Raw genomic sequence first — 26,485 nt, forward strand, 5'->3', positions numbered from 1 at the left:
TGACCCTACTGGGCCAAGTTTAATTAACGTCTAACTTTACCAATACCTACAACGGCTTGGTCATAGTCGGCACTACCGTGTAATAGTGCAACCACTTCAACGCCTTCAGGCAATTGAAGATCTGATAAACGCATGCTTTCACCTGACTCCATTTTTGAAACATCAATTTCAATGGCAGTCGGAAGGTTTTTAGCTGAACAACGTACTTCTACTGTTTTCTGGAAGTAGGTCATTAGGCCACCCAATTTAACGCCAGGCGCTTTTGACGCACCGGTGAACTTAATGGGAACACGCTTAACAACACGACCGTTATCGGTTACACGTTGTAAATCGATGTGCATCACATCAGCACGCGCTGGGTGACGTTGCATGTCTTTAATCACAACACTTTCTTGGCCTGCACCTTCAACATCAACAGTTAAAACCGTGTTGTAAATATCGTTGTTCGTTAATGCTTTTTTAACAAAGTTTGCATCCAAGGTGACCGATACGGCGTCTTTTTCGCCGCCATAAATGATCCCTGGGATTTGGCCCGTATGACGAAGGCGGCGGCTCGCACCTTTCCCCTCAGTCGAACGAACTTTAGCTGTCCATAATGCGCTCATAGCGTTACTCCATCAATGAGGTTGCCCTCGTTACAAAAACTTTCACCCGCGACCAGGCAAAAATAAAGGCCGTATTATACTGATTTATGACTTAATAGCCAACAATTAACCAATAATTTTCAAGCACTTGCTAATATAGCCTGCCAGAAACAACAAACCCCGACTAATCGGGGCTGGTTACTTATCAATAATAACTTATAACGGCTGGCTTACATCGCTGGCATTAGCGCAGTAACCGATTCTTCATTATTTACGCGACGAATCGTTTCGCCCAGAATATTAGCAACCGAAACTTGGCGAATTTTTTCGCACTCCATCGCATCAAGTGTTTGCGGAATGGTATCCGTTACCACCAATTCTTTTAACACCGATTTACGAATGTTTCCGACTGCAGGACCAGACAATACGGCATGCGTAGCATAGGCTGTCACACTTTTAGCGCCATTTTCCATCAAAGCTGCTGCCGCTTTACACAAGGTGCCCGCAGTATCGACCATATCATCTACAATAATACAATCTCGACCCTTGATATCACCAATAACATGCATAACCTGCGATACGTTGGCTTTTGGTCGGCGCTTATCAATGATGGCTAACTCAACATCTAATGCTTTGGCAACAGCACGGGCACGCACTACGCCCCCAACATCGGGGGACACCACCGTAATATTGGACACATTTGAGCCGGACTGAGCCAGCATATCTTCAACCAATACCGGCGAAGCATAGATATTATCAACTGGGATGTCGAAGAAACCTTGAATTTGATCAGAGTGCAGGTCAATGGTAATCATGCGATCCGCGCCAGCGACTGTAATCATGTCAGCCGCTAGACGTGCTGTAATCGGTACACGCGCTGAATGAGGACGACGATCTTGACGCGCAAACCCATAATAAGGGACCACTGCGGTGATACGTTTCGCTGAGGCACGTTTAAGTGCATCAATCATAACCAGCATTTCCATTAAATTAACGGCCGGTTCTGGCGTACAAGTAGGTTGCAAAACATAGACATCCTTACCACGAACAGATTCTGTAATCTGCACCATGATTTCGCCATCACTAAAACGGCCAACGTTTGCTTGTCCTAAGGGTTGATCTAAGTAGAGGGAGATTCTCTCGGCAAGAGTGACATTTGCATTACCGGCAAATATCATGACGCTTTTGTTAGCCATATAATGGCAGCTCCTGTGGAGGAATAGAATTCTTTATGCGGATGAGAGATGGCTGGGCTGGAAGGATTCGAACCTTCGCATGACGGGATCAAAACCCGCTGCCTTACCGCTTGGCTACAGCCCAATATCTCAGTCCGAAGACAGGTGCGTATTATGCCAAGATCTAAAAAAACTGCAAGTGTATTTTAAAAAAAACTGTAAAAATTTTATCCTCAAGTCGAGACCATTACCTTGTGACTAAACCTATACTGCATTGGCTTTAAGCTTAGGTCGCTCGCTAGTTGGCTTCATTACAAGTTGCGAATTTTATAGAGCAATTCTAACCAACGCATTTTTAAGCTTGGCTTATATTCAATTGGATGCTTAAACTCTAGCACCACCGGCTGTGTTGTGGGGTTAAATAAATCATGCTGCGGCCAGTACATAATATCTTCATATTCAAACCCTGTATCCATAGCAACCAATTGCCATGGCAAATCCTGATCACGAGCTGGCGTATGTGCGCCTGTACTATCAAATACCACTGGCCATTTGGCGGTAACGATGACCTCTTTTGTTTTACCCGACTCCATCCAAATGCGAACCACTTCTTCAACCTCAAGCAAAGTGCCATAGGGCAGAAATAAATATTGCGCATCAAGATTCGTAACCGAGTAATCTGTTAAAGGCGGACCCGGTGGAAATTGAAAATTACAAAAGCCTTTTCCGCAACAACTCATTAGATATCCTTTGCAATATAAACACCATGTCGTATTATAGAATTAAGTTGTCATAGTCTTGGGAGATTTTCAGTTATGAGTACAGACGCTATTAGCAACAGTCGAGCTAATTTTTCTAATTTAAGTTCAACTACAGCAAGCATGACTTCAGGCTCTCAAATTAATCGTGCCGCCGACAACCCAAGCGGCTTAGCCGTTGCAAATGGTTTAACCACCGACATCAACAGTCAATCAACTGGTTTGCGCAACGCCGCTGACGGCATCTCTATCCTGCAAACAGCCAATGGCGCAACCCAGGGCATCACAGTTAATTTACAACGGATGTACGAGCTATCGATCCAGTCTATGAATGGCACGCTCAATGATTCGCAACGCAATCTACTCGACAGTGAATTTCAACAGGGATTACAAGAAATAAACCGCATAATTGAAACGACACAGTTTAATGGCGTATCTTTATTCAACGGTGAAAATCCAGACATCAATCTAGCACTAGGTGATAGCTCAAGCACCTTAACTATGCCCACCCTTAACAACGATCTATTAAGCTTAAATGGTTTAAGTATTAGCAACCTTGCTAGCGCCTCAGCATCTGTCGATTCCCTGAAAACAGCCATCGAAACCATGAGCAGCACCCAAGCTGAGTTTGGCGCACAGCAAAATGGTCTATTGTCGGCTATATCCAATATGGCCACTGGCCAAACAAATGACATAGCCAGCCGTAGCCAGATTTTAGATACCGATTTTGCGCGCGCTTCTGTTAGCAAAGCGCGCGAAGACATCTTAAATCAAGCGGGTATTATGATGCTGGCTCAAGGCAACCAAGACAAAGCAAATATCCTACAGCTTATTAGATAAATGCGCTTATAAGATCAACCCTGTTTCTATAGGACTCTGTCCAAACTGATCGCTGTTAGACCATTGGTTGTGCCCTGGTCAATCCACCCAAGTAATCGCCTGCGTTTTCAAATCCGCATAATCCTTCGCACCTATTTATAAACGCTTGTTATAATTAACGCTATTTTTATCAAGACACATACAAGCAGATCATGGATAAACATTTCGACCCAACAACGATTGAAGCCAAGTGGTATCAAACTTGGGAAAACGCCGGTTATTTCTCGCCCAATACCGACTCAGATAAAGCGCCCTATTGCATTATGATTCCGCCGCCGAACGTCACCGGCAGTTTGCACATGGGACATGCCTTCCAAGACACGATTATGGATACCCTGATTCGCCTCAATCGTATGCAAGGCAAACCGACCCTGTGGCAACCGGGCACCGACCACGCCGGTATCGCCACCCAAATGGTGGTTGAGCGCCAATTAGCCGCCAAAGGTTTAAGTCGCCATGATTTAGGACGCGACAAGTTTATTGATGAAATCTGGAAATGGAAAGCCGAATCCGGCGGCACTATCACCCAACAGTTACGCCGTTTGGGTGCATCGCCTGACTGGAGCCGTGAACGCTTTACGATGGACGACGGCTTATCCAACGCGGTGAAAGAAGTATTTGTCCGTTTGCATGAAGAAGGCTTGATTTATCGCGGCAAACGTCTCGTCAACTGGGATCCGGTGCTGCACACCGCCGTCTCCGACCTGGAAGTCGTGTCAGAAGAAGAACAAGGCAACCTGTGGCACATGCGCTATCCTTTGACCGATGGCTCCGGGCATTTGGTGGTCGCCACAACCCGCCCCGAAACCATGCTCGGCGACCAAGCGGTGGCTGTGCATCCGGAAGACGAACGTTATCAAGCATTGATTGGCAAAACCATTACCCTGCCATTGGTGGGGCGTGACATTCCGATTATCGCCGATGACTATGTTGACCCTGAGTTTGGAACCGGTTGCGTCAAAATTACGCCCGCGCACGACTTTAACGACTATGAAATGGGCAAACGTCACAACCTGCCGATGTTAAATGTCTTCACCCAAGACGCAGCAATTAACGATTCAGCACCGGAAAAATACCAAGGTCTCGACCGTTACGAAGCACGTAAACAAATCGTGACCGATTTGGAAGCGCTCGGTCTTATGGAAAAAATCGAACCGCATAAACTGATGGTGCCACGCGGTGACCGGACGCATGCAGTGATCGAACCGATGCTGACCGACCAATGGTATGTCGCGGTACAAGAACTAGCCAAACCGGCGATTGACGCGGTGAAAAACGGCGACATCGAATTTGTGCCGAAAAACTGGGAAAACACCTATTTTGAATGGATGAACAATATTCAAGACTGGTGTATTTCGCGCCAAATTTGGTGGGGACACCGCATTCCGGCTTGGTATGACGACCAAGGCGGTGTGTATGTCGGCCGTGATGAAGCTGAAGTGCGCGCCAAGCATAATTTAGGTGATCGTCCTCTGCATCAAGATGATGACGTGCTGGATACCTGGTTCAGCTCGGCGTTATGGACCTTCTCGACCCTCGGTTGGCCGGAGCAAACACCGGAACTGGAAAAATTCCACCCGACTTCAGTCTTGGTAACCGGCTTCGACATTATTTTCTTCTGGGTCGCACGGATGATTATGATGACCCTGAAGTTCACCGGCCAAGTACCGTTTAAACAAGTCTATGTGCATGGTTTGGTGCGCGACGCCGAAGGACAAAAAATGTCCAAATCGAAAGGCAATGTGTTGGATCCGATTGACTTGATTGACGGTATCGACTTGGAAAGCCTGGTCAACAAACGCACCTATGGCATGATGCAACCGGAAAAAGCCGCCAAAATCGAAAAAGACACCCGCAAACAATTTGCCGACGGTATTCCCGCATTTGGCACCGATGCGATGCGTTTCACCTTTGCCTCGCTGGCATCAACTGGCCGCGATATTCGGTTTGACCTCAATCGCTGTGAAGGTTATCGCAACTTCTGCAATAAATTGTGGAACGCCACCCGTTATGTATTAATGAACACTCAAGGGTTTGATACCGGGGTCGATGAAAGCCAGCCGATTGAGTTGTCACTGGCCGATCGTTGGATCGTATCGCGCTTACAAACGCTAGAAACCGAAGTGGTGCGTCATTTTGAACAATACCGTTTTGATATGGCGGCGAATCTCTTGTATGAATTTACCTGGAACGAATACTGCGATTGGTATTTGGAGCTGGCGAAACCGATTCTTAACAAAGACTCGTCCGATGCCGCCAAACGCGGCACGCGCCGTACCCTGGTACGCGTACTGGAAACCTTGTTGCGTTTATTGCACCCGGTGATGCCTTATATCACCGAAGAGGCTTGGCAAGCGGTCGCACCCTTGGCCGGTAAACAGGGCGACACCATTATGTTGCAACCTTACCCAGAAGCGGATGAGAGCAAGATTGACTTGGCTGCCGAAGCCGAACTGGACTGGGTGAAACAATTTATTATGGGTGTGCGTCGTATTCGTTCGGAAATGGATATTGCACCGGGCAAACCCCTGCCGGTATTACTCAGCAAAGTATCGGCGCAAGACCAGGCCTGGTTGGATAATAACCGCCTGTTCTTAATGACACTGGCGAAGCTTGAATCGATTGAGGTCTTAGCCAATGAAACCGATGAGCCGGAATCGGCTATGTCACTGGTTGGCGAGATGAATATTTTAATTCCGATGGCGGGCCTTATTGACAAAGAAGCCGAGCTGGCGCGCCTGAAAAAGGAAATTGATCGTTTAGAAAACGAACAAAAAAGACTGGATGGCAAACTTAGTAACGAAAACTTTATTTCGCGCGCACCCGACGCCGTCGTCGCCAAGGAACGCGCTAAGCTCGATGATATTCAAACCGCACTACGCAACTTGGAGCAGCAATATGGCAAAATCGAACAGCTTTAAACGTCAGACACTCGGGCTGATCCTGTTAACCGGAAGCTTAAACATAGGTCTATTATCCAGCTCCACTGTTTATGCACAAGACAACACACAAGCCTTCACCCATTATGTTAGCGACCGTGTGGAACAACCTATGCGGCGTGGCGCGGGGGTGGAGTTCCGAATTGAACGGATGTTGCCCCCCGGCACGCCATTAAAAGTGCTTGAAACCCGCGATGGCTGGTCACGCGTAGAAGCGACTCATAACAACCGCACGTCACAAGGCTGGATTCACCAGGTTTCTATTCAGAATCAACCGCCGGCACGTTTGCAATTAAATGAACAACGCGCACGCTTTAATGAACTTGAAGCGCGCTTTAATGAGCAAAATCGCGATTATGAGCAGCTACAAACCCATCACGATGAAATTGTTGCGGAATTAACTGAGCTTAAACAAGCGCATTTTGAAGCACGCCGCGAACTAGAACAAATCCGCGAGATATCAGGACAGGCGGTTGATTTAGATAAGCAAAACCGTGAAATGCGTCAGATTATTAATGAAATGGAAGCGCAACAGGTCATTATGCGCCAACAAATCGCCCAAGCAGGTGATGCCGTTAAACGCCAATGGTTTTTAACGGGGGCAGGTGTATTGTTAATTGGCTTATTACTCGGGCGTTTCTTCAGAATCCCAAAACGCCGCAGCAGTTGGGATAGCGTTTAACCCCAAAAGGTTGTTTAGGATAACAACAAGGCATTGCACTCATACAATGCCTTTTTAGTTAGTTTTCTAACAACGCTGGAATCAAATCTTCCGCAGGTACAAAACCTGGCACCATTTGGCCATCATCAATAATCATCGTCGGTGTACCCGATACATTAAAAAACTGTGCCGCTTGGAAGTGAGACATCACCGGATTGTCACAACGTTTGGTTTCTGGGTCCATGCCATTTTTAGCATCATCCATAGCCTTAACCGGATTCGCACTACACCACACCGATTCCATTTTAGTAAAACTAGGCGTGCTTGGGCCTGAACGAGGGAAGGCTAAATAACGCACCTCAATACCGGCCTCATTTAACTGTCCAACTTGATTATGAAAACGCTTACAAAACGGACAATCAATATCAGTAAACACGGTGATTTGGCGCTTGGTATCACCTTTAGCTTTAAATACGATCATCGACGCAGGATCAATATCATTTAACGCCTCAAGTCTTGCTTGCTGCAGACGCTTTTCAGTCAGGTTCGCACCCTGCTCAAGATTAATCAAGTTACCATTAAACAAATGCTCGCCGTCCGCTGTCATGTAAAAAACCGTAACACCTAAGGTCACTTCGTACAGACCCGGTATTACACTGGGTTGTATATCAGCCGCCGGTGCGCCCGGCGCCATTTGCGATAAAACTTGTTGGATACGCTGAGTATCTGCCATCGCAGGCATCATAGCACTCGCGCCCATTAGTGCGGCTAACGCCAAACTTTGAATCGATTTAATCATACTTTGTCCTCTAATCCTGCTATCCGCGCGGATGATGTTGTTGATGAAGCTGTTTAAGTCGCGCTTTAGCGACATGGGTATAAATTTGGGTGGTGGATAAATCGCTGTGTCCAAGCAATAGCTGCACACTGCGTAAATCCGCCCCATGATTAATTAAGTGCGTCGCAAAGGCATGCCGCAACCCATGGGGGGATAGTTTACCAGTGAGACCGGCCTGTTGCGCAAGATTATGAATACGATGCCACAATGTTTGTCGTGTCATTGGGCGCCCAATCCGTGATACAAACACCTCATCCAATACCGCGCCAGGTTTAAGCAGGCCTGGCCGAGCTTGCGCTAAATACTGGGCTAACCAATGCTGCGCCCACTCACCCATCGGGATAATACGCTGCTTATTACCCTTGCCCACCACCATTAGCAGGCCTGCGGCTAAATCCACCTGCGCAATAGGTAGACTAACGACCTCTGATACCCGCAAACCGGTTGCATACATCAGCTCTAAAATGGCGCGATCACGCAACCCCAACGCTGTGCTGACATCCGGTGCGGCCAGTAACGCATCAATATTCTGCTCGGATAGAACCTTAGGAATCGCCTGCTGCTGTTTGGGTGCCTGTAACTGTTGCGCTGGATGCACCGACAACCAGGCCTGGTGCAAGGCAAACTTATACAGCCGCTTGATAGCCGCCAAACGCCGAGCCAGTGTTTGCGGTTTAGCTTCTGCCGACAACCCCACTAAATACTGAAGAATATCAGTTTCTTGCCAAGTGAGCCAAGCAGCAGAAGATAGCGCGGCTTCGCCGCCGGTGCGCAACACAAAATCACGTAAATCACGCTGATACGCCTGCTGTGTCGCACGACTTAAGCCCTGAGCAAGATGCAAATAACGCATAAAGGCCGCTAAGGCTTGATCAAATGGCATAAGAGCCCCACCCCTCTACAAATTAACGCAGTATAAAACAAAAAACCCCAATAAGCAGGCCTGCTTATTGGGGTTCATCGGTTATCTTGAACCAAGATTAACTATCAAAGCTTAAACCTTAGACAATAACTCTTTTTCAATTTTGGCCATATCCGTTAACTCTGGTGGTGACGGATAGTAGGTTTGCCAGATAAAGTACATCAACGGAATCACAAACAAGGTCAAGATTGTTGATGAAATCACCCCAAAGATTAAGCTGATCGCTAACCCACCAAATACCGGATCGGGCACCATCACAATCGAGGCAAAAATAATCGTTAATGCCGTTAGAATAATCGCTTTGGCACGCACTTTACCTGCCTCAATAACTGCGTCGCGTAAAGACTTTCCTTCACGTTGATACTCTAGAGTGAAATCGATCAGCAACAAGGAGTTACGCACCACAATCCCCGCCAAGGCAATCACCCCTATCATCGACGTAGCCGTAAATGCCTGACCCAACAACCAATGCCCAGGGAAGACCCCAATCATCGTTAATGGAATCGCGCCCATGACAATAAAAGGCAACATAAACGAGCGATAATAGCCAACCAAAATCAGATAGATAAATACAAGGGCGACAATAAACGCACTCCCCATATCACGGAATACATCCAAAGTAAGACGCATTTCCCCACCCCATAACAAGGTGTAATCCATCACATCCTTCGGTTGGGCTTCAATAAAGCCTAGGTTGGCGGTTTGGAAGGTCACGCCTGATTCTGACAGGGTGACATTATCCAGCATTTTATCAAGCGTCAACACGGCATACACCGGACTAGAGCGCAAAAGTTCACCACTCACCATCGTCATGGAATGCTGGTCACGCCCCATAATCGGCTTAGCTAGAATACGCTCTTCTATCGTGGCAATCGCAGATAAAGGCACGGCCTCACCCGAGTAAGAGTTAACGCGCAAGGTTAACAGCTGCTCTGGTACGGTTCGCTCCGCACGCGGTAAACGCACTACGATATTGACGGGTTCACGAACATTATCATAATGCATGTACCCCAAGTTAAAGCCACTGACATAATCACGCAGCATTTTGCTGACATTTGCCGGCGCAATACCCAGTAAGTTAGCCTTTTCACGGTCAATATTAATCTCATAACTCAACACATCATCAGTGACCGAGTTATCCACGTTAATCATGCCGTAAATCTGCTCAAACTTGGCGTTAATCTCATTGGCCGCATCACGCAGTTTGTCATAATCTGGCCCATAAAGCTCAGCTAAAATCTGTGCCGTCACTGGCGGCCCAGGCGGTGTTTCGTAGATTTTGACTTTAGCTTCTGGGAAGTCTTGACGCACCATCGCAAAGCGATCATAAAGCTGCTGGGCAATTTCATGCGAACTTAACGAGCGACGTTCTTTTTCAAGCAAATTCACTCGAATCTGGGCAAAGTTTTCACCCTGCTTAATCAAGTCACCGCGAACCAGGGCAGCAAAATCAATCGGTGCCGGTGTTCCCAAATAAACACTGTAGTCGGTGACATAGTCAGTCCGACCAATAATATCACCCACAAAACGCACCACGCGGTCGGTCGCTTCCGTGGCCGTGCCCGATGGCATATCGACCTGTACCAAGAAGGTGTCAGTGTTATCAAACGGTAGCATTTTGACTTCCACCCCCGCCGGGTGCAGCGGATTATTCATGCCATCTTCGCGCACAAACTGAATCGCTGGCTGGAACATCGCTGCAAATAAGCTCATTAACACCACAAACAAGAAGATATTCCGTTTGGTACGACTAGCAATCATCGGTGCCAATAACTTGACATAACCGCGCTGCAGCCAATCTTCTTTTTGCGGGTGATGAGACTGAATGCTATCGGTTTCCGCCATTTTCTTAATGGCATTTTTACCCAACCAACGATAAGCTGCATAAGGCACCAACATATAAGCAATAAGTAGTGATGCAATCATTGCCACAGGCACGTTGAATGGAATCGGTGCCATAAAGGGCCCCATCATTCCGGTCACAAACAACATCGGAATAAAGGCCAAAATAACTGCAAGCGTTGCCACGTTAGTCGGATTACCAATTTCATTCGTGGCCTTAATCAGTAACTGATCAAAGGTTTTTGGATCGACACCATGCCGCACATGGCGGTGGATGTTCTCCACCACCACTATCGCGGCGTCAACCAATAACCCTAGCGATAGAATCAGCGCAAACAGCGTAATTCGGTTTAGGGTTTGACCAAAAATATAGCCGACAATCAGCACCACAAACAAAATTAATGGTACGGTTAAGGTCACGATTAAGGCTTCGCGCCAACCCAATGACACCATCAAAATAATGACCACGGCAATAATGGCAATAATTAAGCTTTCTACCAGAACGTTAACAGCCTTATCAGCCATTTCACCATCATTACGGGTCACCACCACTTCAATATCAGCCGGTAACATAGCGGTTTGTAAAGTATCAAACTTTTCCATCACCGCATTCGATACCGTTACGGCATTGGTGCCCGGCTTTTTAGCAATCGAAATAGTGACCGCAGGCAACTCGCCACGCAAACCCAACGAACTCGCAGGTCCAAATCCAATCCGAGTGTGAACTTCATCTTCAAATGGGCCTTCTTCAATTGTGGCAATATCACGCAAAAAGATCGGCTGTCCCTTGTCTGCGCCAATAATAATGTCACCAACTTCTTGCGCGCTACCGAGATAACCATTCACTCGCACAGGATGACTTTGATTATTGTGCACCAGGTTACCGACCGGCATAGACACGTTGGATCCCATTAGCATGTCGCTAATGTCATCCAAAGATAAGCCCGTCATGGCAATTTTTTGTGAATCCAACCAAACATTGACCGCACGCTGTTTACCACCCAGCACCTCGGTAAAGGACACACCCGGCACGTTACGCAACTGTTCAACCAGCTTTAAACTCACGTCGCGCAAGTCATAGCCATCCATCCGTTCTGAGGTGAGTGTCAAGGTAAGGATGGGCACATCATCAACATTAATTGGCTTGATAATGGGCTGCTGTGTCGCCGGTGGCATCCGATCCATATTTTGCATCACCTGGTTATAAACTTTTACCAAGCTATCAATCTGATCCTCACCGACCTTAAACTGAACTGTTACCACCCCAAAATCACTGGTAGCATAACCAAAAGTATTATCAACGCCTGGAAGCGCATTCATAATCGCTTCTAATGGCTTGACCACCATGTTATTCACTTCTTCCGGTGTCGCACCCGCTTTGGGCACCATAATATTCGCAGCCGGCACCACAATTTGTGGGTTATATTCACGCGGTGTCATAAACAATGACAATAGACCTGCCAACATGATAGCAATCATGATCATCATGGTGATCTTGGAGTGAATAAACATTTTGGCGAGTTTCCCCGCACTGTTGAGTTGCAGGTTATCCTGCCCTGTTTGATTCTGTGACTCTGCCATTATTCACTACGCTCCAACGCCGCTGTTTGCGTGATAACACGATCACCATTCACCAAGGTTTGATTATGGGTAACAACAATAACCTCGTCGATATCCAAACCTGCTTGAACTTCAACAAAATTGGCTTGCTGAGCGCCCAAACGCACCATGCGGAACTGCACGTGTGCATCATCGGTGACCACAAATACCCCTTCAATCCCAGAACGGTTGACAATCGCCGTTTGCGGAATCAACAGTGCCTGACGCTCGCCACGAATAAAACTAATACGTGCAAAGGTGCCCGAATTAACATTATCCAACACCGGCAAACTTAATTTGGTGGTATGACCACGCGTACGTGGATTAGCTGCTGCAACAAGAGAGTAAATTTCTCCCTCCAAAACCTCATTGACGCCATCTACCTGAATAAGTGCCGTATCGCCCACATTGATTGCCGCATACAGGTCTTGTGAAACTTCTGTTTGCACACTTAGCGAACGCAAGTTTTCAATGACCACGACAGGGTTTCCTGGTGCGGCAAGGTCGCCCGCATCCGCTAATTTTTGTACCACGACACCATCAAACGGCGCACGGACATTGGCATAGGTTAATTGTGCCTCAGCCTGTTCTAAACCAGCACGCGCTGCAGCTAGATTTTCTTGCGCAACATTATATTGTAAGCGCACGCCATCAAACTGCTGACGCGATACCGACTCTTCACGCAGTAGTTCGCTAAAACGTTCAAAATCAGCACGAGCATTTTCTAACGCCGCTTGGGCTTGTTGAAAACCAGCACGCGCTTGCGAAATCTGACTGTTAATATCTTGTGGGTCTATCGTAAACAATAAATCACCGCGTTTAACGTGCGTACCCAACTCGACCGGCATGGTTTGAATATTGCCCATCAGGCGAGAAGCAATGCGTGCTTGTTGGTCAGGCACCACTGATCCTGGCATATTGACCAAGACGGGTACCGTCGCCAACTGCACCTGGCTAACCGTTACTTCATGGGTGTTAACGGCTTCGTTCTGAACATCACTCGAACTTGACTCATCGTTACAGCCACTTAGACCAAACGTCACGGCTAGCAGGCCTGCTAAGGCCAAAGAATATCTTTTCATTTATTGGTTCTCCAAACTCAAATCATCTAAATTCATTAGGCCAGCCGCTAGACGTAACCTGGCTTTTTGTAAGTTAATGGCATATTGCGAGTTGACTAATTCTGCCCGCGCTTTATCCAATTGCGCTTGACTGGCTAATACCTCGGTCATCGTTGCAATACCCGTTTCATAACGACGTGCGACAAGTTCCTGAGCTTCGGTGGCGAAGCGTTCTGCGGCTTCATTGGCCGCTAATTTTTTTAACTCATTTTGATATTGTCGCCAAGCTTGCAATACTTGCATTCTGACCTCTAACTCATGACTGCGGAGCTTGGCTTGCTCTTCACGCAATTTCGCATTCACCTGATCAACGCCACGCTGGGTAAAGCCAAAGTCATAAAAAGTCCAGGTTGCAACCGCACCAATAGTATAAGACTGCGCACTGAGCCCCAAACGGTCGTCATTCCACTCAGAACGTGCCATCATGTTAACCTGCGGATACAAATCTGCACGCGCCACACCCACTGCTGCCTGCTGCGCTAACAAAGCACGGCGTTGCGCTTGTAACTGCGGATTATTTAATAAGGCTTGGTTAAGCAGGCTATCCAAATCGTCCGACGGCAACACCACCGCGACACGCGCACCTACATCGAGCGGTGCATTTGGTTCAATCCCCATTAGCATACGCAAGCCATCTAATGCCATTTGCTCTTGGTTTTGAGCTTGCTCAAGTAATACTGAAATTTCTGCTGCATTTGCTTGCGCGCTCAATAATTCGGAACGCACCACCACACCCTGATTAACAAGGTTTTGCGTGGTGTTAACATAGGCCTCTGCTGCTTTTAACGCCTGTTTAGCGACATCGATAAAACGTCGTGCAGCATGGACACCTTCATAGGCTTCATAAACATAAAACGTCAGCATCTGCTGCACAGCTTCATCACCTTGCTGTGCTGCGGCCAACATGGCTTCAGCTTGCTGTTGAAAGTGCGCAATACGCCCACCATTCCAGATGGGAAGCTGCATTTCAACTGCGGTATTGAAGTTGGTGTAGGGATCGGGGTTGTTAAGATCGTCAGGTTTAAGTCCTGGGTTAGGGTTAATAGGATCAAACTGTCTAAATCCAAAATCGCCAAATGTTGCATTTTTTTGTTGCAACTTCATCCCAAACACATTCAGTGGGTTGTTGCTATGGGTTACCCCAAAAGACAAATTAAACCGAGGCATACGGCCATACTCTGCCTGATTAACCGCTGCTTGCGCTTGGTCAATTTGCGCAGCCGTTACATCACGCTGTGGGTTTTGCGACAGCGTTTGATTGACACTTTCACTAAATTCAACCGTTTGAGCCAGCACAGCGCTTGAAAAGACACAACTCAACGCCATAGCCAAAATACGAGGCTTCATGTTTACTTCCTTACTTAAAATAGGCCTAATTTGCTAAGCATACGCAGCTTCACGCACAACAGCAAACGCATTAATATATTAGAAAATTCTAATATTATAATTCATTAAACTAAGTCAAACAAGCGGCAACAATTCGCTGCAACCAAATCAACTCACCATGAAAATAATGACTTGCCGCCTCGCGCCAATAGACATCTGGTCGTACCTTTAAACCCCGCATCCAGTTAGCCACTTTATAAGGTGGGACCACCTCATCTTGCCCACCCTGAATTAGACTCCAATGCAGCTCAGCTGGCACCGATAACGACTCGAACGCATAAAGATTCACCGGCGGTGCAACGGTAATTAAATAACGCGCCTGCAAAGCTTCCGCCTGGCACAACGCAATATAGCTGCCAAATGAAAAACCTGCTAAGGCAAGCGGTAACTCACCGTACATGCCTTGCGCCCAGGTGACAACCGCAGCTAAATCCGCTTGCTCACCGCGCCCTTCATCAAAAAAACCCTCACTGCGCCCCACACCGCGAAAATTAAACGCCACGGTTTGCCAGCCCGCAGCTAAAAAGCTTTTCTCCAAGGTAGTCACAACTTTGTTATTCATACTACCTTCATAGAGCGGATGGGGATGCAATAACACCACCAACCCTCGTGGGCGCGTTCCCGGCTTTAGCATACCCAGCCGACACTCTAGCATCCCCACTGGTCCTGGGACAAATACAATTGATTTAGCTTGCCCCATGCCCGCTCCAATTTGTAGCTATTATGGCCTGACCTAGATTACACTGCTTCATATCCTTAGGTATTTCCTTTTACTTAGTCTAAGCTCGGAGACATTTGGCACATGACAACCCATCGTATTATTATTGATGATGCTTTACCCTTGGCAAGCGAACTATTTAGTCACCTAGGCGACATCCAACTCATTGCCGGACGCGATATTGACGCGCAAACAGTGCAGGATGCCGACGCACTCATCGTACGTTCACGCACCCAAGTGAATGAAACGCTACTTGCCAATAGCCGTGTTAAGTTTGTTGGCAGTAGCGTTGTTGGCCTCGATCATATCGACCAGGCCTGGTTAGCTCAACAAGGCATTCACTTTTATTCAGCACAAGGGTGCAATGCAAACTCAGTGAGTGAATATATTATCACGCTACTAGTTGAGCAGGCTTGCTTACGCCAACAAGACTTTAAGCAGCTAACGATTGGCGTAGTCGGTGTCGGCCATGTTGGCCAAAAGGTGGTCGCCAAAGCACAGGCCCTCGGTTTTAAACTGCTACTCAATGACCCACCACGTCAAGATCAAGGCGATGCCTGTCCCGCTGGTGACTGGCAAGACCTGGATAGCCTTTTAGATCAAGCCGATATTATTACCCTTCACACACCGCTCAGTTTTGAGGGGGCTTATCCTAGCGCCAATCTTATCCATGCAAATCGCCTTAACAGACTTCATGCAAACCAAATCATCATCAATGCCGCTCGCGGTGGCATCGTCGATGAGCAGGCCTGGTGCCAAAGTGCCATGCACACAAAACTGGTCGATTGCTGGCAAGATGAACCCCATATTAATGCCACACTTTTTAAACAAGCCAGCCTTGCTACCCCTCACATTGCGGGGCATAGCTATGACGCGAAACTCACTGGTGGGTTATGGGTGTACCAACAACTATGCAAATTTTGGCAGGTTTCACCCCAAACCCACTGGCAGCAGGCCTGCCCAGCTCAGCCTGCCGCACTGCAATTAAATAGCCACTTAGATAACTGGCCTGCGATATTGCTTGACTTACTGCATCAGGCTTACAACCCACACTATGATCACCAGCGATTGCACGCTGACACCATGGAACAAGTGTGGCGCCAGTTTGAAATCCAACGTCGAGATTATCCCATGCGCCGAGAATGGCCGATGCATACGCTAGCCAAAGGTGCACAAAAAGAATGGAATCAAGCCTTGCAATCACTTGGCTTTCGTTTATATTAGGCAACTCTAATATTAGAAGATTAATAAATTATAATAAAATTTTATTATTAGACACCAAAAAAATTCGCTTTCTCTTTTGGTGACAACAGGAGTAATCTTGGTTTTGTAAAAAAAAACACGACTGAAATACTCAATCGCTTAATGTTAATTTTCGTCATAACCATGTAAAGGATAGTAACTATGAATATGACCTTTGTTAAAGTCGGTTTTCTAGCCGGTTTAATCGCACTACTTTCTGGCTGCGGCACTATGAAAGCAGCTGGTAACCTCGAAGAGGGCGCCTGGGGCACCTTTAATGAAATTTGGGATCGCTGGGTTGAAAGCGAAGGCGACATTGGCTATGCCGTAGTCTGGCACCGTGAAGCTGAAGAAGGCGTTGAAGTTCAAGACATTCTTGACGCCTTAGATAATGTAGCACTTAACACACCTGGCTTAATGGATGTGGGTCAACTACCGTTGTCACAGGAGCTAAATGCACGCGGCGTAGAATCCGGTGTCATTCATGTTGTGTCTTACTGTAACCCAGAAACGGCGCGTAAAATGATCGACTTTAGTCCGGCGATGGGCGCCTTCTTACCATGCCGTATTACGATCGTAGAGCATGATGGTGGCTTACATCTTTACACCATGAATATGGATATGATGATCAAGATGGGGCGTAAAATGCCTGAAGAGCTGAAAGAATTGACTATGGCTGTGCGTGAAGCAATGTGGGAAATGATGGAAAAAGGCGCAACTGGCGACGTTTTCTAACATCTACCCTCGCTTCTCCTCCGCTTACCGGTGCTTTGGCACCGGTTTTTTTTTGCCTTATTAAAATTAGACTTTAATTATTTAATTTTATTATCAATTACTTATAAAGCATCAACTTCTTCTATCCCCGATAAAAATTTATCAATTATCTTTTTAATTCATTTTGCCGCATAGTTAAAAACACCTAGGAATTAGGCCCTTTCGGCACTAACTCCAATTGCTTCAATACTTTTATTACAAAAAAGGATACTAAAGTATGAAACCTACTCGTTTAGCACTAGCCGTTGCAGCGGCAGCCATGGTCTCACAACCTGTTTTAGCCACTAACGGCGATCACTTAATTGGTTTAGGCGCTCAATCTCGCGCCATGGGCGGTACCGGAGCGGCGGCATTTTTTGGTTCAGAAAACGCCCTAACCAACCCGGCCTTGATTGGTAAGATGCAGGGCACGGAGTTTGTGATTGGTGGTACGGTGTTTATGCCAGATGTAAAGGCTGATGCAACCACATTTGGGCCAGGAAAAGCAAAAAGTGACTCGGATCTCAGCATTATTCCAGAAGTGTCTTTGGCCACCCGCATTAACGACAACTGGGTGTTTGGTCTAGGCATTTTCGGAACAGCAGGCATGGGGGTTGATTACAGAGGAAATGATGAACTCATTAACGGCTACAGTAACCTTCAGTTAATGAAATTTGCTCCAACCCTTGCCTATAACGACAGCAACTGGGGCATCGGCTTTGCACCGGTGATTCAGTATGGTGCATTGGACATTAATTACCAGTTTGACAATACCGACCCGTCTACTTCTATTGGCAGCGGTATGTCAACTGACTATGGCTTGGGCTTCAATATCGGTGGTTATTTCGATGTCACCCCAGAACTCACACTTGGTTTAGCCTATCAATCAGCAATTGACATGAAATATAAAGACCAAATTTCTAATGCATCTGCTCCATTTAGTCAGGATTTTGGTGGGCCTTTAGATAGGCCATTTGGAGACAACCTTGAACAACCCTCCGAAATTAAAGTTGGTGCCGCTTACACCATGGGTAACATGATGTACACCGCTGACTATAAGCGTATTGGTTGGGGCTCGGCGAAAGGCTATAAAGATTTCAACTGGGAAGATCAAGACGTGTTTGCGATTGGTGCCAAATATACCGCCAATAAATACTGGCTAGGCGTGGGCTATAACTATGGTAGCGACCCAATTAAAAAATTAAATAGTTCTGGTGGAGACATGCTAAAGAATGCACAAAACCAGGTAGTAAATTTATTTAACAACCACTTTTTCCCTGCAGTCGTAGAAAGCCACTTTACCTTTGGTGGCGGCTATAGCTTCACCGACAACCTAACCGTTGAAGGTGCAGTGACCTATGCCGCGGAAAAAACTAAAACAGTTGACACTGGTTTAATTAGTGGTGGCGCCCCAGGTGACACCTCCCACAAAGTCACCCACTCTCAATTGGGTTACACCATTGCATTGCGGATGAACTTCTAACCAACCGCTTCTCCTACCCTGGTTAGCCTGCTAACCAAGCCTGCCTCGGCGCCGCTTGCTCCCACAAGCCCCGGGGCTTTTTTATTTAACAAATTTTTTACACCTTGCACCTTTTCAGCATCGCTAAACTTGGGCATACTAGCGAAAAATTTAACTGCACACGTTTATCAGCATAGTAAGGGGATTGTATGGCAAAGGTTTTAATTGCAGGCTGTGGTGATATTGGCAGCCGCTTGGGCAGCCAACTTAGCGATGCCGGCCACCAGGTTTATGGCATTCGTCGCAACACCGACCTGTTACCCGAGGGCATTCAGCCCATTGCTGCTGACCTGCACCAGGACAACCTAGATCTACCCAACGACCTAGACTATGTGTTCTACATGGCTTCTGCCGGTAAATACAACGACCTTGCCTACTACCAAGCCTATGTTGCCGGCATGAAAAACCTATTGACGGCGCTAGCAGACCAGCCGATTAAGCGGCTGTTTTTCACCTCTAGTACCTCGGTATTTAGCCAAGCCGACGGGGAATGGGTCACAGAAACCAGCCCTGCAGAAGAACATAACTTTTCTAGCAAACGTATTTTAGAGGGCGAACAACTCGCCTTAAATGCCAACTTTCCTGCCACCGTGGTGCGCTTTGGCGGCATATACGGCCCGGGGCGCACCCACATTATCGACCAGGTACTAAAAGGCAAAGCCCAGTGTATGGAGGATGTGTATAGCAACCGAATCCATACCGATGATTGTGTTGGCGTGCTAAGTCATTTAATGAACCTGCCCAATCCCGAGTCTTTATATATTGCCGTCGACAATCAACCCAGCTTGTCTTGCGAAGTCTATGAATGGTTGGCCGAGCAACTCAGTATTGGCAATATTGAGCACGCTGAACCGACTGAAAACAGCCGTCTAATGCGCAGTAATAAGCGTTTAAGTAATGCGCGACTTCGTGCCACTGGTTATGAATTTATTTACCCTAGCTACCAAGAAGGCTATGCCAGCCTTATTTAACAGGACTTAACCCAGACTATCGCAGCTTGTCCATCGTGACATTTTTGCGATCTCGTTTATAATGGCGCACATGAAATCATCTCCAATTGAGTACACAGAATTTGCCCAGATCCCGATGCGCTCGGTGGGCCCGCTCAAGCTGACCGGCGCGGTTAATGCCGATGACATTATGGTGCCAATGGCGACCTATGAAACTCCACTTTGGCCATCAGTGGCGCGTGGCGCGCGCGCGACTGCTCATGCTGGCGGCATTCAGGTCACCGTGATTAACGAACGCATGACCCGCTCGTTGTTGTTACAAGCGCCCGATGCCACACAAGCCTTAAACGTATTGCGCCAAGTGCAACTGCGCCAAGCCGACTTACAGCAAGTGGTCGCCCAAACCAGTCGCTTTGCCAAACTGCTCGATATTAACGGTGAGATTATTGGCAATCTATTGTATTTACGTTTAGAGTTCAGCACCGGCGATGCCTCTGGTCATAATATGGTCACCCAAGCGGCCGACCAGCTCACTCCCTGGCTACTTAACCAATACCCACAGCTTAGTTATGTGTCGATTTCGGGCAATTTCTGTACTGACAAAAAAGTTTCGGCGGTCAATGGCATTTTAGGCCGCGGTAAACATATTGTGTGTGAAACCTGGATTAGCGACAAACTCTGCCAACGCTTTTTAAAAACCACCCCTGCCAAACTGGTCGATTTGCATATTAAAAAAGACCTACTCGGCTCAATTGCCGCTGGCAGCCTGCGCAGTGCTAATGCCCATGTCGCCAATATGCTGCTCGGCTTTTATTTAGCGACCGGTCAAGATGCCGCCAATATTGTTGAAGGTTCGCAAGCGATTAACCATGCCGAAGTGACGCCCGATGGCGGGTTATATTTTTCAACTAGCCTGCCTAACCTGATTGTTGGCAGTGTCGGCAATGGCAAAGGCCTAGATTTTGTCCAACGCAACCTCGCCCAGCTTGGTTGCACCGCCACGGATGTAGAACCGGGTGTAAATGCGCGTCGTTTAGCGGCGATTGCTGGGGCCACCGCGCTTTGTGGCGAACTTTCCCTATTAGCCGCGCAAACCAATCCCGGTGAGCTGATGGCTGCCCACCTCAAGTTCGAGCGCTAAGTGAGCGAATTTAACGCCATCAATCAGCGCAAACAAGATCACATTAATGCGATCTTGTCAGACCAAGCAATAGACCGCCAGCAAAGCGGCTTTGATCAAATCCAACTGCGCCATTGCGCGCTACCTGGCCTGGATTTTGCGCAACTCGATAGTCAATGCACCTTGTTTGACCACACCCTTGCCTTCCCGTTACTTATTTCATCGATGACCGGTGGTTCGGGCGAGCAACTGGAAAAAATTAATCGTCATTTGGCCGAGGCCGCTGCAGATCAACAGATTGCACTGGCCGTCGGTTCACAGCGGGTGATGATGGCCAACAGCGACGCGCAACGCAGCTTTGCAATTCGCCACTATGCGCCTCATGTGCCGTTATTGGCTAATTTAGGTGCGGTCCAACTTAACTATGGTTTTGGCTTGGATGAAGCGAAACGCGCGGTCGATTGTTTAGAGGCCAACGCGCTTATCTTGCACCTGAATCCATTGCAAGAGCTGATTCAACCAGAAGGTGACCGCAACTTTGCTGGCTTATGCGCCAAAATTGAGCAACTCGCCCGCGAGCTGCCGGTGCCGATTGTGTTAAAAGAAGTTGGCTGTGGCTTATCAGCGACTGACATTCAACGCGGACTTAACGCCGGTATTGGTTGGTTTGATCTTGCTGGTCGTGGCGGCACGTCTTGGAGCCGCATTGAAGCGCATCGCACCACTAAATCACAACAACAAGCTTTAGGGCTGTTGTTTCAAGATTGGGGCTATACCACACCCCAAGCGCTACAAAATGCGCGTCCTTTTCATCAGCAAGCGCGCTTTATTGCCAGTGGCGGAATCCGTAATGGCATTGACATGGTGAAATCAGTTATAATGGGTGGCTATGTCTGTGGTGTGGCCGCGCCGTTTTTACAACCGGCCTTACAAAGCACCGACGCCGTGGTTCAAACGATTACTGAATTTAAACAAGCATTTCAGGTTGCGCAATTTTTAGTCGGCGCCGCAACGACAACAGACCTTTTTTTAAACGATGCCCTCTTGGTGCAGCCTTAACATGGAAGCTTAGACGACGCATGAATGTTGGTATTGACCTAATCCACTTTGCCACCGCCGATTTTTATCTCGGGCTGGACGTCTTTGCGCAACAAAAAAATCAAGATCTCAATAAATACCATGTGGGCATTGGCCAAGAAAAAATGTCGATTGCGCCGCCCGATGAAGATGTGGTCACCCTCTCCGCCAAAGCCTGCGACCCAGTGTTAGCCGCCAGTGACCCCAGCCTAATCACCGCCGTCTTTTTTGCCACCGAATCCGGTGTCGATCAATCAAAATCAGCCGGTGCTTTTTTACATGGCCTACTTGGGCTGCCTAACCGTTGCCGCGTAATGGAATTTAAACACGCTTGTTATGCCGGTGCCGCCGCGTTACAAATGGCAGTGAACAGTGTGCGCGCCAATCCTAATGAACGTATTTTAGTCGTTGCTGCCGACATTGCACGCTATGATGTGGACACCTCCGGCGAGGCCACCCAAGGTTGTGGCGCGGTGGCCATGCTAGTAACTGCCAATCCACGCATTATGGCCATTGAACCTGGTTCAGGCTATTACACTGAAGATGTCATGGATTTTTGGCGCCCCAATCACCGCGATACCGCACTGGTTGATGGCAAGTATTCGACCAAAGTTTACCTGCATAGCTTGAAGCAGGCCTGGTCACACTTTCAAGATGCAACCGGACGCGGCTTTGCCGATATTCAGCATTTCTGCTATCACATTCCGTTTACTAAAATGGCCGAAAAAGCCCATAAGCAGCTGGTTAAACTCGCGGGCGTGGCGCAGGATGACGCCCAAACCCAAGCACAGATTCAACCCAGCCAAATTTATAATCGGGTGATTGGCAATAGTTACAGTGCCTCGCTATTTGTCGGTTTTTGTTCACTGCTAGATTATTACGCGCAAAAATCGACCGATTTAAGTGGCGATCGCGTGGGGCTATTTAGCTATGGCTCTGGCTGTGTTGCTGAATTTTTTAGCGGCGTATTGCAAACCGGTTATCAAGCGCATTTATTTACCAAAAGCCATTTAGCGCAAATAGCGCAACGCAAGGCGTTAAGCTATGCCGATTATTTGGCCTATTATCAACAGCCTCAGCCCAATGATGCCAATATCACCTTTGACATCTATCATACTGGCCCCTATCGCCTCGCAGGCATCCAAGACCACAAACGCTACTATCTCAAAACCGAGGCCTAGGATGCGGGAGCAACTGCACGCGCAGGCTCCCGCCAAGCTCATTTTAAGTGGTGAGCATGCGGTACTCTATGACTGCCCTGCCTTAGCCACCAGCATTGATTTACCCACGCAGGTCACCCTAACCCTAGATTCAACTCAACCAGCCGGTTTAACGCTGGATTTAATCGATTTTGCCCGTCACTATTCATTAAGCTGGGCTGGGATAATCGCGCGCGGTGCGATTTTGCAGCAGCGTTACCACGCCTTTCAACAAGGTCAGCTCGCGATTGAGCAACTGCTCAGTTGTCCCAGTGACCTGGTGATATTAGTTTTAAGCCATGGCGCTATTCCACCCATGATTCAGCAGCAGGCCTGCTCAATTCAAATCCGTTCCCAGGCCTGGTTAGGCCGCGGTTTGGGCAGTTCAGCGGCCTGCTTGCTAGCACTGCTAGCCGTGTGGCGTAGTGCTCAGCTACCCTATGCAAATGATAATCTCACTTTAGTCGAGCTAATTGAGCAGGCGCAACACCTCGAAAATTGGCAACATGGACGGTCCAGTGGTCTTGATCCTAGCATCATTGCATTGGGCGGCGCCTGCCGATTCGAACGCGAAACCGGACTTACAGCCCTGCCATCCTGGCCACTGTCAGCTTGGTTAATTGATACCGGTGCGCCGTGCAGTAGCACCGGTGAGTGTGTCAGTGATGTGGCGCGACGCTATGATGCGCAAGCGGCTATTTGGCCTGAATTTAAACGGGTCACAGCACGGATGCAGCAGGCCTGGTTAGCCCAAGATCTTAACGCCCTGAAACAACAGCTTAATCACAATCACCAACTGCTTAGACAGATCGGCGTGGTGCCCGCCGCACTCGATGCACCGATTGCACAGCTGCAACAGCTTGGCGGTGTGAAACTCTGTGGCGCTGGCAGTGTTGCGGGCGATGCCGGTGGGGTGTTGCTTTATATCGGCGACACGCCACCGGATGCGATTTGCCAAACACAGGGCTGGCGCGCACAACCCATTCAACTTGGCTCAGCTGGGCTAAGCTGGACGAAGTTGGCCACGAGCGGAGAACGCAAATGACGCAACTCCCCTTGTGGCAAAGTCGTGCGCCAGCCAATACCATGATCATGGGTGAACATGCGGTAGTCTATGGTCAACCCGCATTAGTGGCGGCACTGGATCAGTGGCTGACGATTGATTGGACACCGCTAGATACCACCGACCTGGTGATTCATAGTGAACTAGCACAACATACCACCTCCTTAGCGCAGCTTGAAATTCACCCGCAACTGGGCTTTGTGGGTGGTGCGTTGCTCGCCTTCGCACCGGCACTGCGTGACGCACAGCAGGGCTGGCAATTACGCATTAGCAGTCATATCGGCACCCAATTTGGTTTAGGCAGCTCGGCCGCCGTGCTAGCAGCCTGTTTAGTGGGCTTAAATACCCTTACCGCCAGCCAGTATAGTCTGCTCGAACTTTGGCAACTGGGGCGCAGGATTATTCGTCAGCGTCAAGGACGCGGCTCTGCGGCGGATCTCGCGGCCAGTCTGTATGGTGGTTTGGTTTATCTACAGCCTGAGAACCCAGCGCAACCGACCCCGCAAATTACCCCACTCGCGCCTGTGCATTATGCGTCTTTGCAACTTGGGCTAGTCTATGCCGGCTATAAAACGCCTACGGCGGAGGTGCTGGCTTGGGTTGCCCAACATTGGCAGCATCGACCCACTGAGCGTGATCAGCTCTACCAGCAGATGGGACAGATTACCCAGCAGGCTTATCAAGCAATAGCGCAGCAGGCCTGGTCAGACTTTTATGCCAGCGTAAATGACTATCAAGATTGCATGGTTCAGCTTGGCGTGAGTGATAAGACGCTTGACCACCTGATTAGCCTAGTCAGCCAACTTTCCAACATGGGCGCTGCGAAAATTTCTGGCTCCGGGTTGGGCGATTGTATTATTGCCTTTAGCCATCATGCCGGGGCTGTACAACATGGCTTACAACATGGCTTACAACAAGCCTCCCTGCAAGCTTGGCCGCATTTTTGTTTGCCAATCACCGCGCAAGGTGCCAGCATGACACCGCGAACAAAACCCCTAGCGCAATTAACAGACTCTGCAGATTCACCCTCTTCACACAGCGAGGACAGTCACCATGAACACGCCTAACCCACGTCAAGTTGCTTTTGTACAAGCCGTCCTCGCAACAGATAAGCAGGCCTGCTCGCCAGCTAAGTCCATAAAATTAGAGGGCAAAGGTCACGCGCCGGTCAATATTGCGCTCAGTAAATACTGGGGCAAACGGGATGCGATTTTAAATCTGCCGCAAAATGGCTCAGTATCAATTAGCCTACCTGGCCTAGGCACCGACACGACCCTGCGCCCGCTTGCATCCAATTCGAGCCAACACGCGACGGGGCAAGATCGTATCAGCTTAAATGGTCAGCTACTCGATGCACATCAGCCGTTTGCGCGCCGCCTGAGTCAGTTTTTGGATTTATTTCGCACCGCTGAGGTGCCTTTTTTTGAGGTTGTCACGCACAACACCGTGCCGACTGCCGCCGGTCTAGCCTCGTCGGCATCGGGCTACGCCGCATTGGTATTAGCGCTGAATGATTTATTTAACTGGCAACTTCCCGCCACGCAGCTGTCTTTACTAGCCCGTTTGGGCAGTGGCAGCGCCAGTCGCTCATTATTCCCTGGCTTTGCAATTTGGCATGCAGGGCAAAGTGAGCAGGGTTCAGACAGTTTTGCCGAAGCCTTAGATGCGCCTTGGCCGGATTTTTGTGTCGGTCTGGTTGAAATTGATGTCGCTGAAAAGCCGGTCGGCTCCACCGCAGGTATGCAACAAACCACGGCAGCTTGTGCACTCTACAGTGCCTGGCCGGCGCAAGCAGAGCGCGACAAAGCGGTGATTATTAACGCCATTCAACAACAGGATTTTAGCCGGCTAGGCGCAACAGCCGAGCACAATGCGCTCAGTATGCATGCCACGATGATTGCCAGCTGGCCGCCGCTACTCTATTGGCAAGCCGAGTCGGTGATCGCTATGCAAAAAGTTTGGGCATTACGCCAGCAAGGTGTAGAAGTGTATTTTACGATGGATGCCGGACCGAATTTAAAACTGCTGTTTTTAGCGGCACAAAAAAAAGCGGTCAGTGCCGCTTTTTTGGGTCTTAAGGTGATTGAACCTTTTGCTAAACCTGATAAACAAGCAGCCAGCTAGGACTAGCTGGCCA

22 protein-coding genes and 1 tRNA gene are annotated in these 26,485 nt (G+C 48.3%); 13 read left to right on the forward strand and 10 right to left on the reverse strand.

Annotated elements, in window-relative coordinates; genetic code table 11:
- Positions 1-23 precede the first annotated feature (23 nt).
- From BM293_RS04800 to BM293_RS04815, 4 genes are all read right to left on the reverse strand, one after another.
- Positions 24-605, reverse strand: coding sequence for a 50S ribosomal protein L25/general stress protein Ctc (locus BM293_RS04800; RefSeq protein WP_093447213.1), 582 nt, complete (start codon positions 603-605; stop codon positions 24-26).
- A gap of 209 nt (positions 606-814) precedes the next feature.
- Positions 815-1,780, reverse strand: coding sequence for a ribose-phosphate pyrophosphokinase (locus BM293_RS04805; protein ID WP_093447214.1), 966 nt, complete (start codon positions 1,778-1,780; stop codon positions 815-817).
- A 49-nt stretch (positions 1,781-1,829) separates the two neighbouring features.
- Positions 1,830-1,904: transfer RNA gene (locus tag BM293_RS04810), tRNA-Gln, on the reverse strand.
- Positions 1,905-2,070: 166 nt separating this feature from the next.
- Positions 2,071-2,499, reverse strand: coding sequence for a hypothetical protein (locus BM293_RS04815; RefSeq protein ID WP_093447216.1), 429 nt, complete (start codon positions 2,497-2,499; stop codon positions 2,071-2,073).
- Positions 2,500-2,574: 75 nt separating this feature from the next.
- On the opposite strand from BM293_RS04815, the gene BM293_RS04820 reads away from it, so the two are divergent.
- From BM293_RS04820 to BM293_RS04830, 3 genes are all read left to right on the forward strand, one after another.
- Positions 2,575-3,357, forward strand: coding sequence for a flagellin N-terminal helical domain-containing protein (locus tag BM293_RS04820; protein WP_093447218.1), 783 nt, complete (start codon positions 2,575-2,577; stop codon positions 3,355-3,357).
- A 191-nt stretch (positions 3,358-3,548) separates the two neighbouring features.
- Positions 3,549-6,317, forward strand: a complete 2,769-nt coding sequence (locus BM293_RS04825) for a valine--tRNA ligase (RefSeq protein ID WP_093447219.1) — start codon at positions 3,549-3,551, stop codon at positions 6,315-6,317.
- Entirely contained in the window at positions 6,295-7,017 is a 723-nt protein-coding gene (locus BM293_RS04830) for a TIGR04211 family SH3 domain-containing protein (protein ID WP_093447221.1), read from the forward strand. Before BM293_RS04825 ends, BM293_RS04830 begins: the two co-directional genes overlap by 23 nt.
- A 58-nt stretch (positions 7,018-7,075) precedes the next feature.
- Here BM293_RS04830 and BM293_RS04835 read toward each other — a convergent pair whose 3' ends face one another.
- From BM293_RS04835 to BM293_RS04860, 6 genes are all read right to left on the reverse strand, one after another.
- The gene (locus tag BM293_RS04835) at positions 7,076-7,795 is read right to left on the reverse strand and encodes a DsbC family protein (RefSeq protein WP_093447223.1); all 720 of its coding nucleotides are present in this window, start codon (positions 7,793-7,795) and stop codon (positions 7,076-7,078) included.
- 19 nt (positions 7,796-7,814) lie between these two features.
- Entirely contained in the window at positions 7,815-8,717 is a 903-nt protein-coding gene (gene xerD / locus BM293_RS04840) for a site-specific tyrosine recombinase XerD (protein WP_093447224.1), read from the reverse strand.
- A 111-nt stretch (positions 8,718-8,828) separates the two neighbouring features.
- Positions 8,829-12,179, reverse strand: coding sequence for an efflux RND transporter permease subunit (locus tag BM293_RS04845; protein WP_093447226.1), 3,351 nt, complete (start codon positions 12,177-12,179; stop codon positions 8,829-8,831).
- Entirely contained in the window at positions 12,179-13,279 is a 1,101-nt protein-coding gene (locus BM293_RS04850) for an efflux RND transporter periplasmic adaptor subunit (protein WP_093447227.1), read from the reverse strand. Before BM293_RS04850 ends, BM293_RS04845 begins: the two co-directional genes overlap by 1 nt.
- A complete protein-coding gene (locus tag BM293_RS04855; RefSeq protein ID WP_093447229.1) occupies positions 13,280-14,665 on the reverse strand; it encodes a TolC family protein in 1,386 nt (461 codons plus the stop codon). It abuts the gene before it with no gap.
- 109 nt (positions 14,666-14,774) lie between these two features.
- Positions 14,775-15,404: an alpha/beta hydrolase gene (locus BM293_RS04860; protein WP_093447230.1), complete on the reverse strand. Its 630-nt coding sequence runs from the start codon at positions 15,402-15,404 to the stop codon at positions 14,775-14,777.
- 102 nt (positions 15,405-15,506) lie between these two features.
- Between BM293_RS04860 and BM293_RS04865 the strand changes: the two genes are divergently transcribed.
- From BM293_RS04865 to mvaD, 10 genes are all read left to right on the forward strand, one after another.
- Positions 15,507-16,646, forward strand: coding sequence for a 4-phosphoerythronate dehydrogenase (locus BM293_RS04865; RefSeq protein WP_093447232.1), 1,140 nt, complete (start codon positions 15,507-15,509; stop codon positions 16,644-16,646).
- 180 nt (positions 16,647-16,826) lie between these two features.
- Positions 16,827-17,399 carry a DUF302 domain-containing protein gene (locus tag BM293_RS04870; RefSeq protein WP_093447233.1) on the forward strand — a complete coding sequence of 191 codons (573 nt, stop codon included), beginning with the start codon at positions 16,827-16,829 and terminating at the stop codon, positions 17,397-17,399.
- 256 nt (positions 17,400-17,655) lie between these two features.
- A complete protein-coding gene (locus BM293_RS04875; protein WP_093447235.1) occupies positions 17,656-18,900 on the forward strand; it encodes an OmpP1/FadL family transporter in 1,245 nt (414 codons plus the stop codon).
- Positions 18,901-19,088: 188 nt separating this feature from the next.
- On the forward strand, positions 19,089-19,910 hold the full coding sequence (locus BM293_RS04880; protein ID WP_093447237.1) for an SDR family oxidoreductase: 822 nt from the start codon (positions 19,089-19,091) through the stop codon (positions 19,908-19,910).
- Between the two features lie 61 nt (positions 19,911-19,971).
- Positions 19,972-21,030 carry a hydroxymethylglutaryl-CoA reductase gene (locus tag BM293_RS04885; protein WP_093447238.1) on the forward strand — a complete coding sequence of 353 codons (1,059 nt, stop codon included), beginning with the start codon at positions 19,972-19,974 and terminating at the stop codon, positions 21,028-21,030.
- On the forward strand, positions 21,031-22,068 hold the full coding sequence (gene fni / locus BM293_RS04890) for a type 2 isopentenyl-diphosphate Delta-isomerase (protein WP_093447240.1): 1,038 nt from the start codon (positions 21,031-21,033) through the stop codon (positions 22,066-22,068). It abuts the gene before it with no gap.
- 20 nt (positions 22,069-22,088) lie between these two features.
- Positions 22,089-23,267, forward strand: coding sequence for a hydroxymethylglutaryl-CoA synthase (locus BM293_RS04895; RefSeq protein WP_093447241.1), 1,179 nt, complete (start codon positions 22,089-22,091; stop codon positions 23,265-23,267).
- 1 nt (position 23,268) lies between these two features.
- On the forward strand, positions 23,269-24,330 hold the full coding sequence (locus BM293_RS04900; RefSeq protein WP_093447243.1) for a mevalonate kinase family protein: 1,062 nt from the start codon (positions 23,269-23,271) through the stop codon (positions 24,328-24,330).
- The gene (locus tag BM293_RS04905; RefSeq protein ID WP_093447244.1) at positions 24,327-25,415 is read left to right on the forward strand and encodes a mevalonate kinase family protein; all 1,089 of its coding nucleotides are present in this window, start codon (positions 24,327-24,329) and stop codon (positions 25,413-25,415) included. The genes BM293_RS04900 and BM293_RS04905 overlap by 4 nt, the downstream gene beginning before the upstream one ends.
- Positions 25,402-26,472 (forward strand): diphosphomevalonate decarboxylase, encoded by a 1,071-nt coding sequence (gene mvaD / locus BM293_RS04910; protein ID WP_093447246.1) that lies wholly within the window; start codon positions 25,402-25,404, stop codon positions 26,470-26,472. The genes BM293_RS04905 and mvaD overlap by 14 nt, the downstream gene beginning before the upstream one ends.
- The last annotated feature ends 13 nt before the right edge of the window (positions 26,473-26,485 follow it).

Origin of the sequence: Thiomicrospira sp. ALE5 (assembly GCF_900112445.1) — a bacterium.
Taxonomy (GTDB): domain Bacteria; phylum Pseudomonadota; class Gammaproteobacteria; order Thiomicrospirales; family Thiomicrospiraceae; genus Thiomicrospira.

Bases quoted from the DNA above. Each gene is read 5' to 3' on its own strand.
- BM293_RS04895 (WP_093447241.1), top strand. From the start codon at position 22,089: ATGAATGTTGGTATTGACCTAATCCACTTTGCCACCGCCGATTTTTAT.
- BM293_RS04870 (WP_093447233.1), top strand. From the start codon at position 16,827: ATGAATATGACCTTTGTTAAAGTCGGTTTTCTAGCCGGTTTAATCGCA.
- BM293_RS04905 (WP_093447244.1), top strand. From the start codon at position 24,327: ATGACGCAACTCCCCTTGTGGCAAAGTCGTGCGCCAGCCAATACCATG.
- BM293_RS04825 (WP_093447219.1), top strand. From the start codon at position 3,549: ATGGATAAACATTTCGACCCAACAACGATTGAAGCCAAGTGGTATCAA.
- mvaD (WP_093447246.1), top strand. From the start codon at position 25,402: ATGAACACGCCTAACCCACGTCAAGTTGCTTTTGTACAAGCCGTCCTC.
- BM293_RS04830 (WP_093447221.1), top strand. From the start codon at position 6,295: ATGGCAAAATCGAACAGCTTTAAACGTCAGACACTCGGGCTGATCCTG.
- BM293_RS04820 (WP_093447218.1), top strand. From the start codon at position 2,575: ATGAGTACAGACGCTATTAGCAACAGTCGAGCTAATTTTTCTAATTTA.
- BM293_RS04900 (WP_093447243.1), top strand. From the start codon at position 23,269: ATGCGGGAGCAACTGCACGCGCAGGCTCCCGCCAAGCTCATTTTAAGT.
- xerD (WP_093447224.1), bottom strand. From the start codon at position 8,717: ATGCCATTTGATCAAGCCTTAGCGGCCTTTATGCGTTATTTGCATCTT.
- BM293_RS04875 (WP_093447235.1), top strand. From the start codon at position 17,656: ATGAAACCTACTCGTTTAGCACTAGCCGTTGCAGCGGCAGCCATGGTC.
- BM293_RS04860 (WP_093447230.1), bottom strand. From the start codon at position 15,404: ATGGGGCAAGCTAAATCAATTGTATTTGTCCCAGGACCAGTGGGGATG.
- BM293_RS04865 (WP_093447232.1), top strand. From the start codon at position 15,507: ATGACAACCCATCGTATTATTATTGATGATGCTTTACCCTTGGCAAGC.
- BM293_RS04815 (WP_093447216.1), bottom strand. From the start codon at position 2,499: ATGAGTTGTTGCGGAAAAGGCTTTTGTAATTTTCAATTTCCACCGGGT.
- BM293_RS04850 (WP_093447227.1), bottom strand. From the start codon at position 13,279: ATGAAAAGATATTCTTTGGCCTTAGCAGGCCTGCTAGCCGTGACGTTT.
- BM293_RS04800 (WP_093447213.1), bottom strand. From the start codon at position 605: ATGAGCGCATTATGGACAGCTAAAGTTCGTTCGACTGAGGGGAAAGGT.
- BM293_RS04885 (WP_093447238.1), top strand. From the start codon at position 19,972: ATGGCGCACATGAAATCATCTCCAATTGAGTACACAGAATTTGCCCAG.
- BM293_RS04880 (WP_093447237.1), top strand. From the start codon at position 19,089: ATGGCAAAGGTTTTAATTGCAGGCTGTGGTGATATTGGCAGCCGCTTG.
- BM293_RS04845 (WP_093447226.1), bottom strand. From the start codon at position 12,179: ATGGCAGAGTCACAGAATCAAACAGGGCAGGATAACCTGCAACTCAAC.
- BM293_RS04835 (WP_093447223.1), bottom strand. From the start codon at position 7,795: ATGATTAAATCGATTCAAAGTTTGGCGTTAGCCGCACTAATGGGCGCG.
- BM293_RS04805 (WP_093447214.1), bottom strand. From the start codon at position 1,780: ATGGCTAACAAAAGCGTCATGATATTTGCCGGTAATGCAAATGTCACT.
- BM293_RS04855 (WP_093447229.1), bottom strand. From the start codon at position 14,665: ATGAAGCCTCGTATTTTGGCTATGGCGTTGAGTTGTGTCTTTTCAAGC.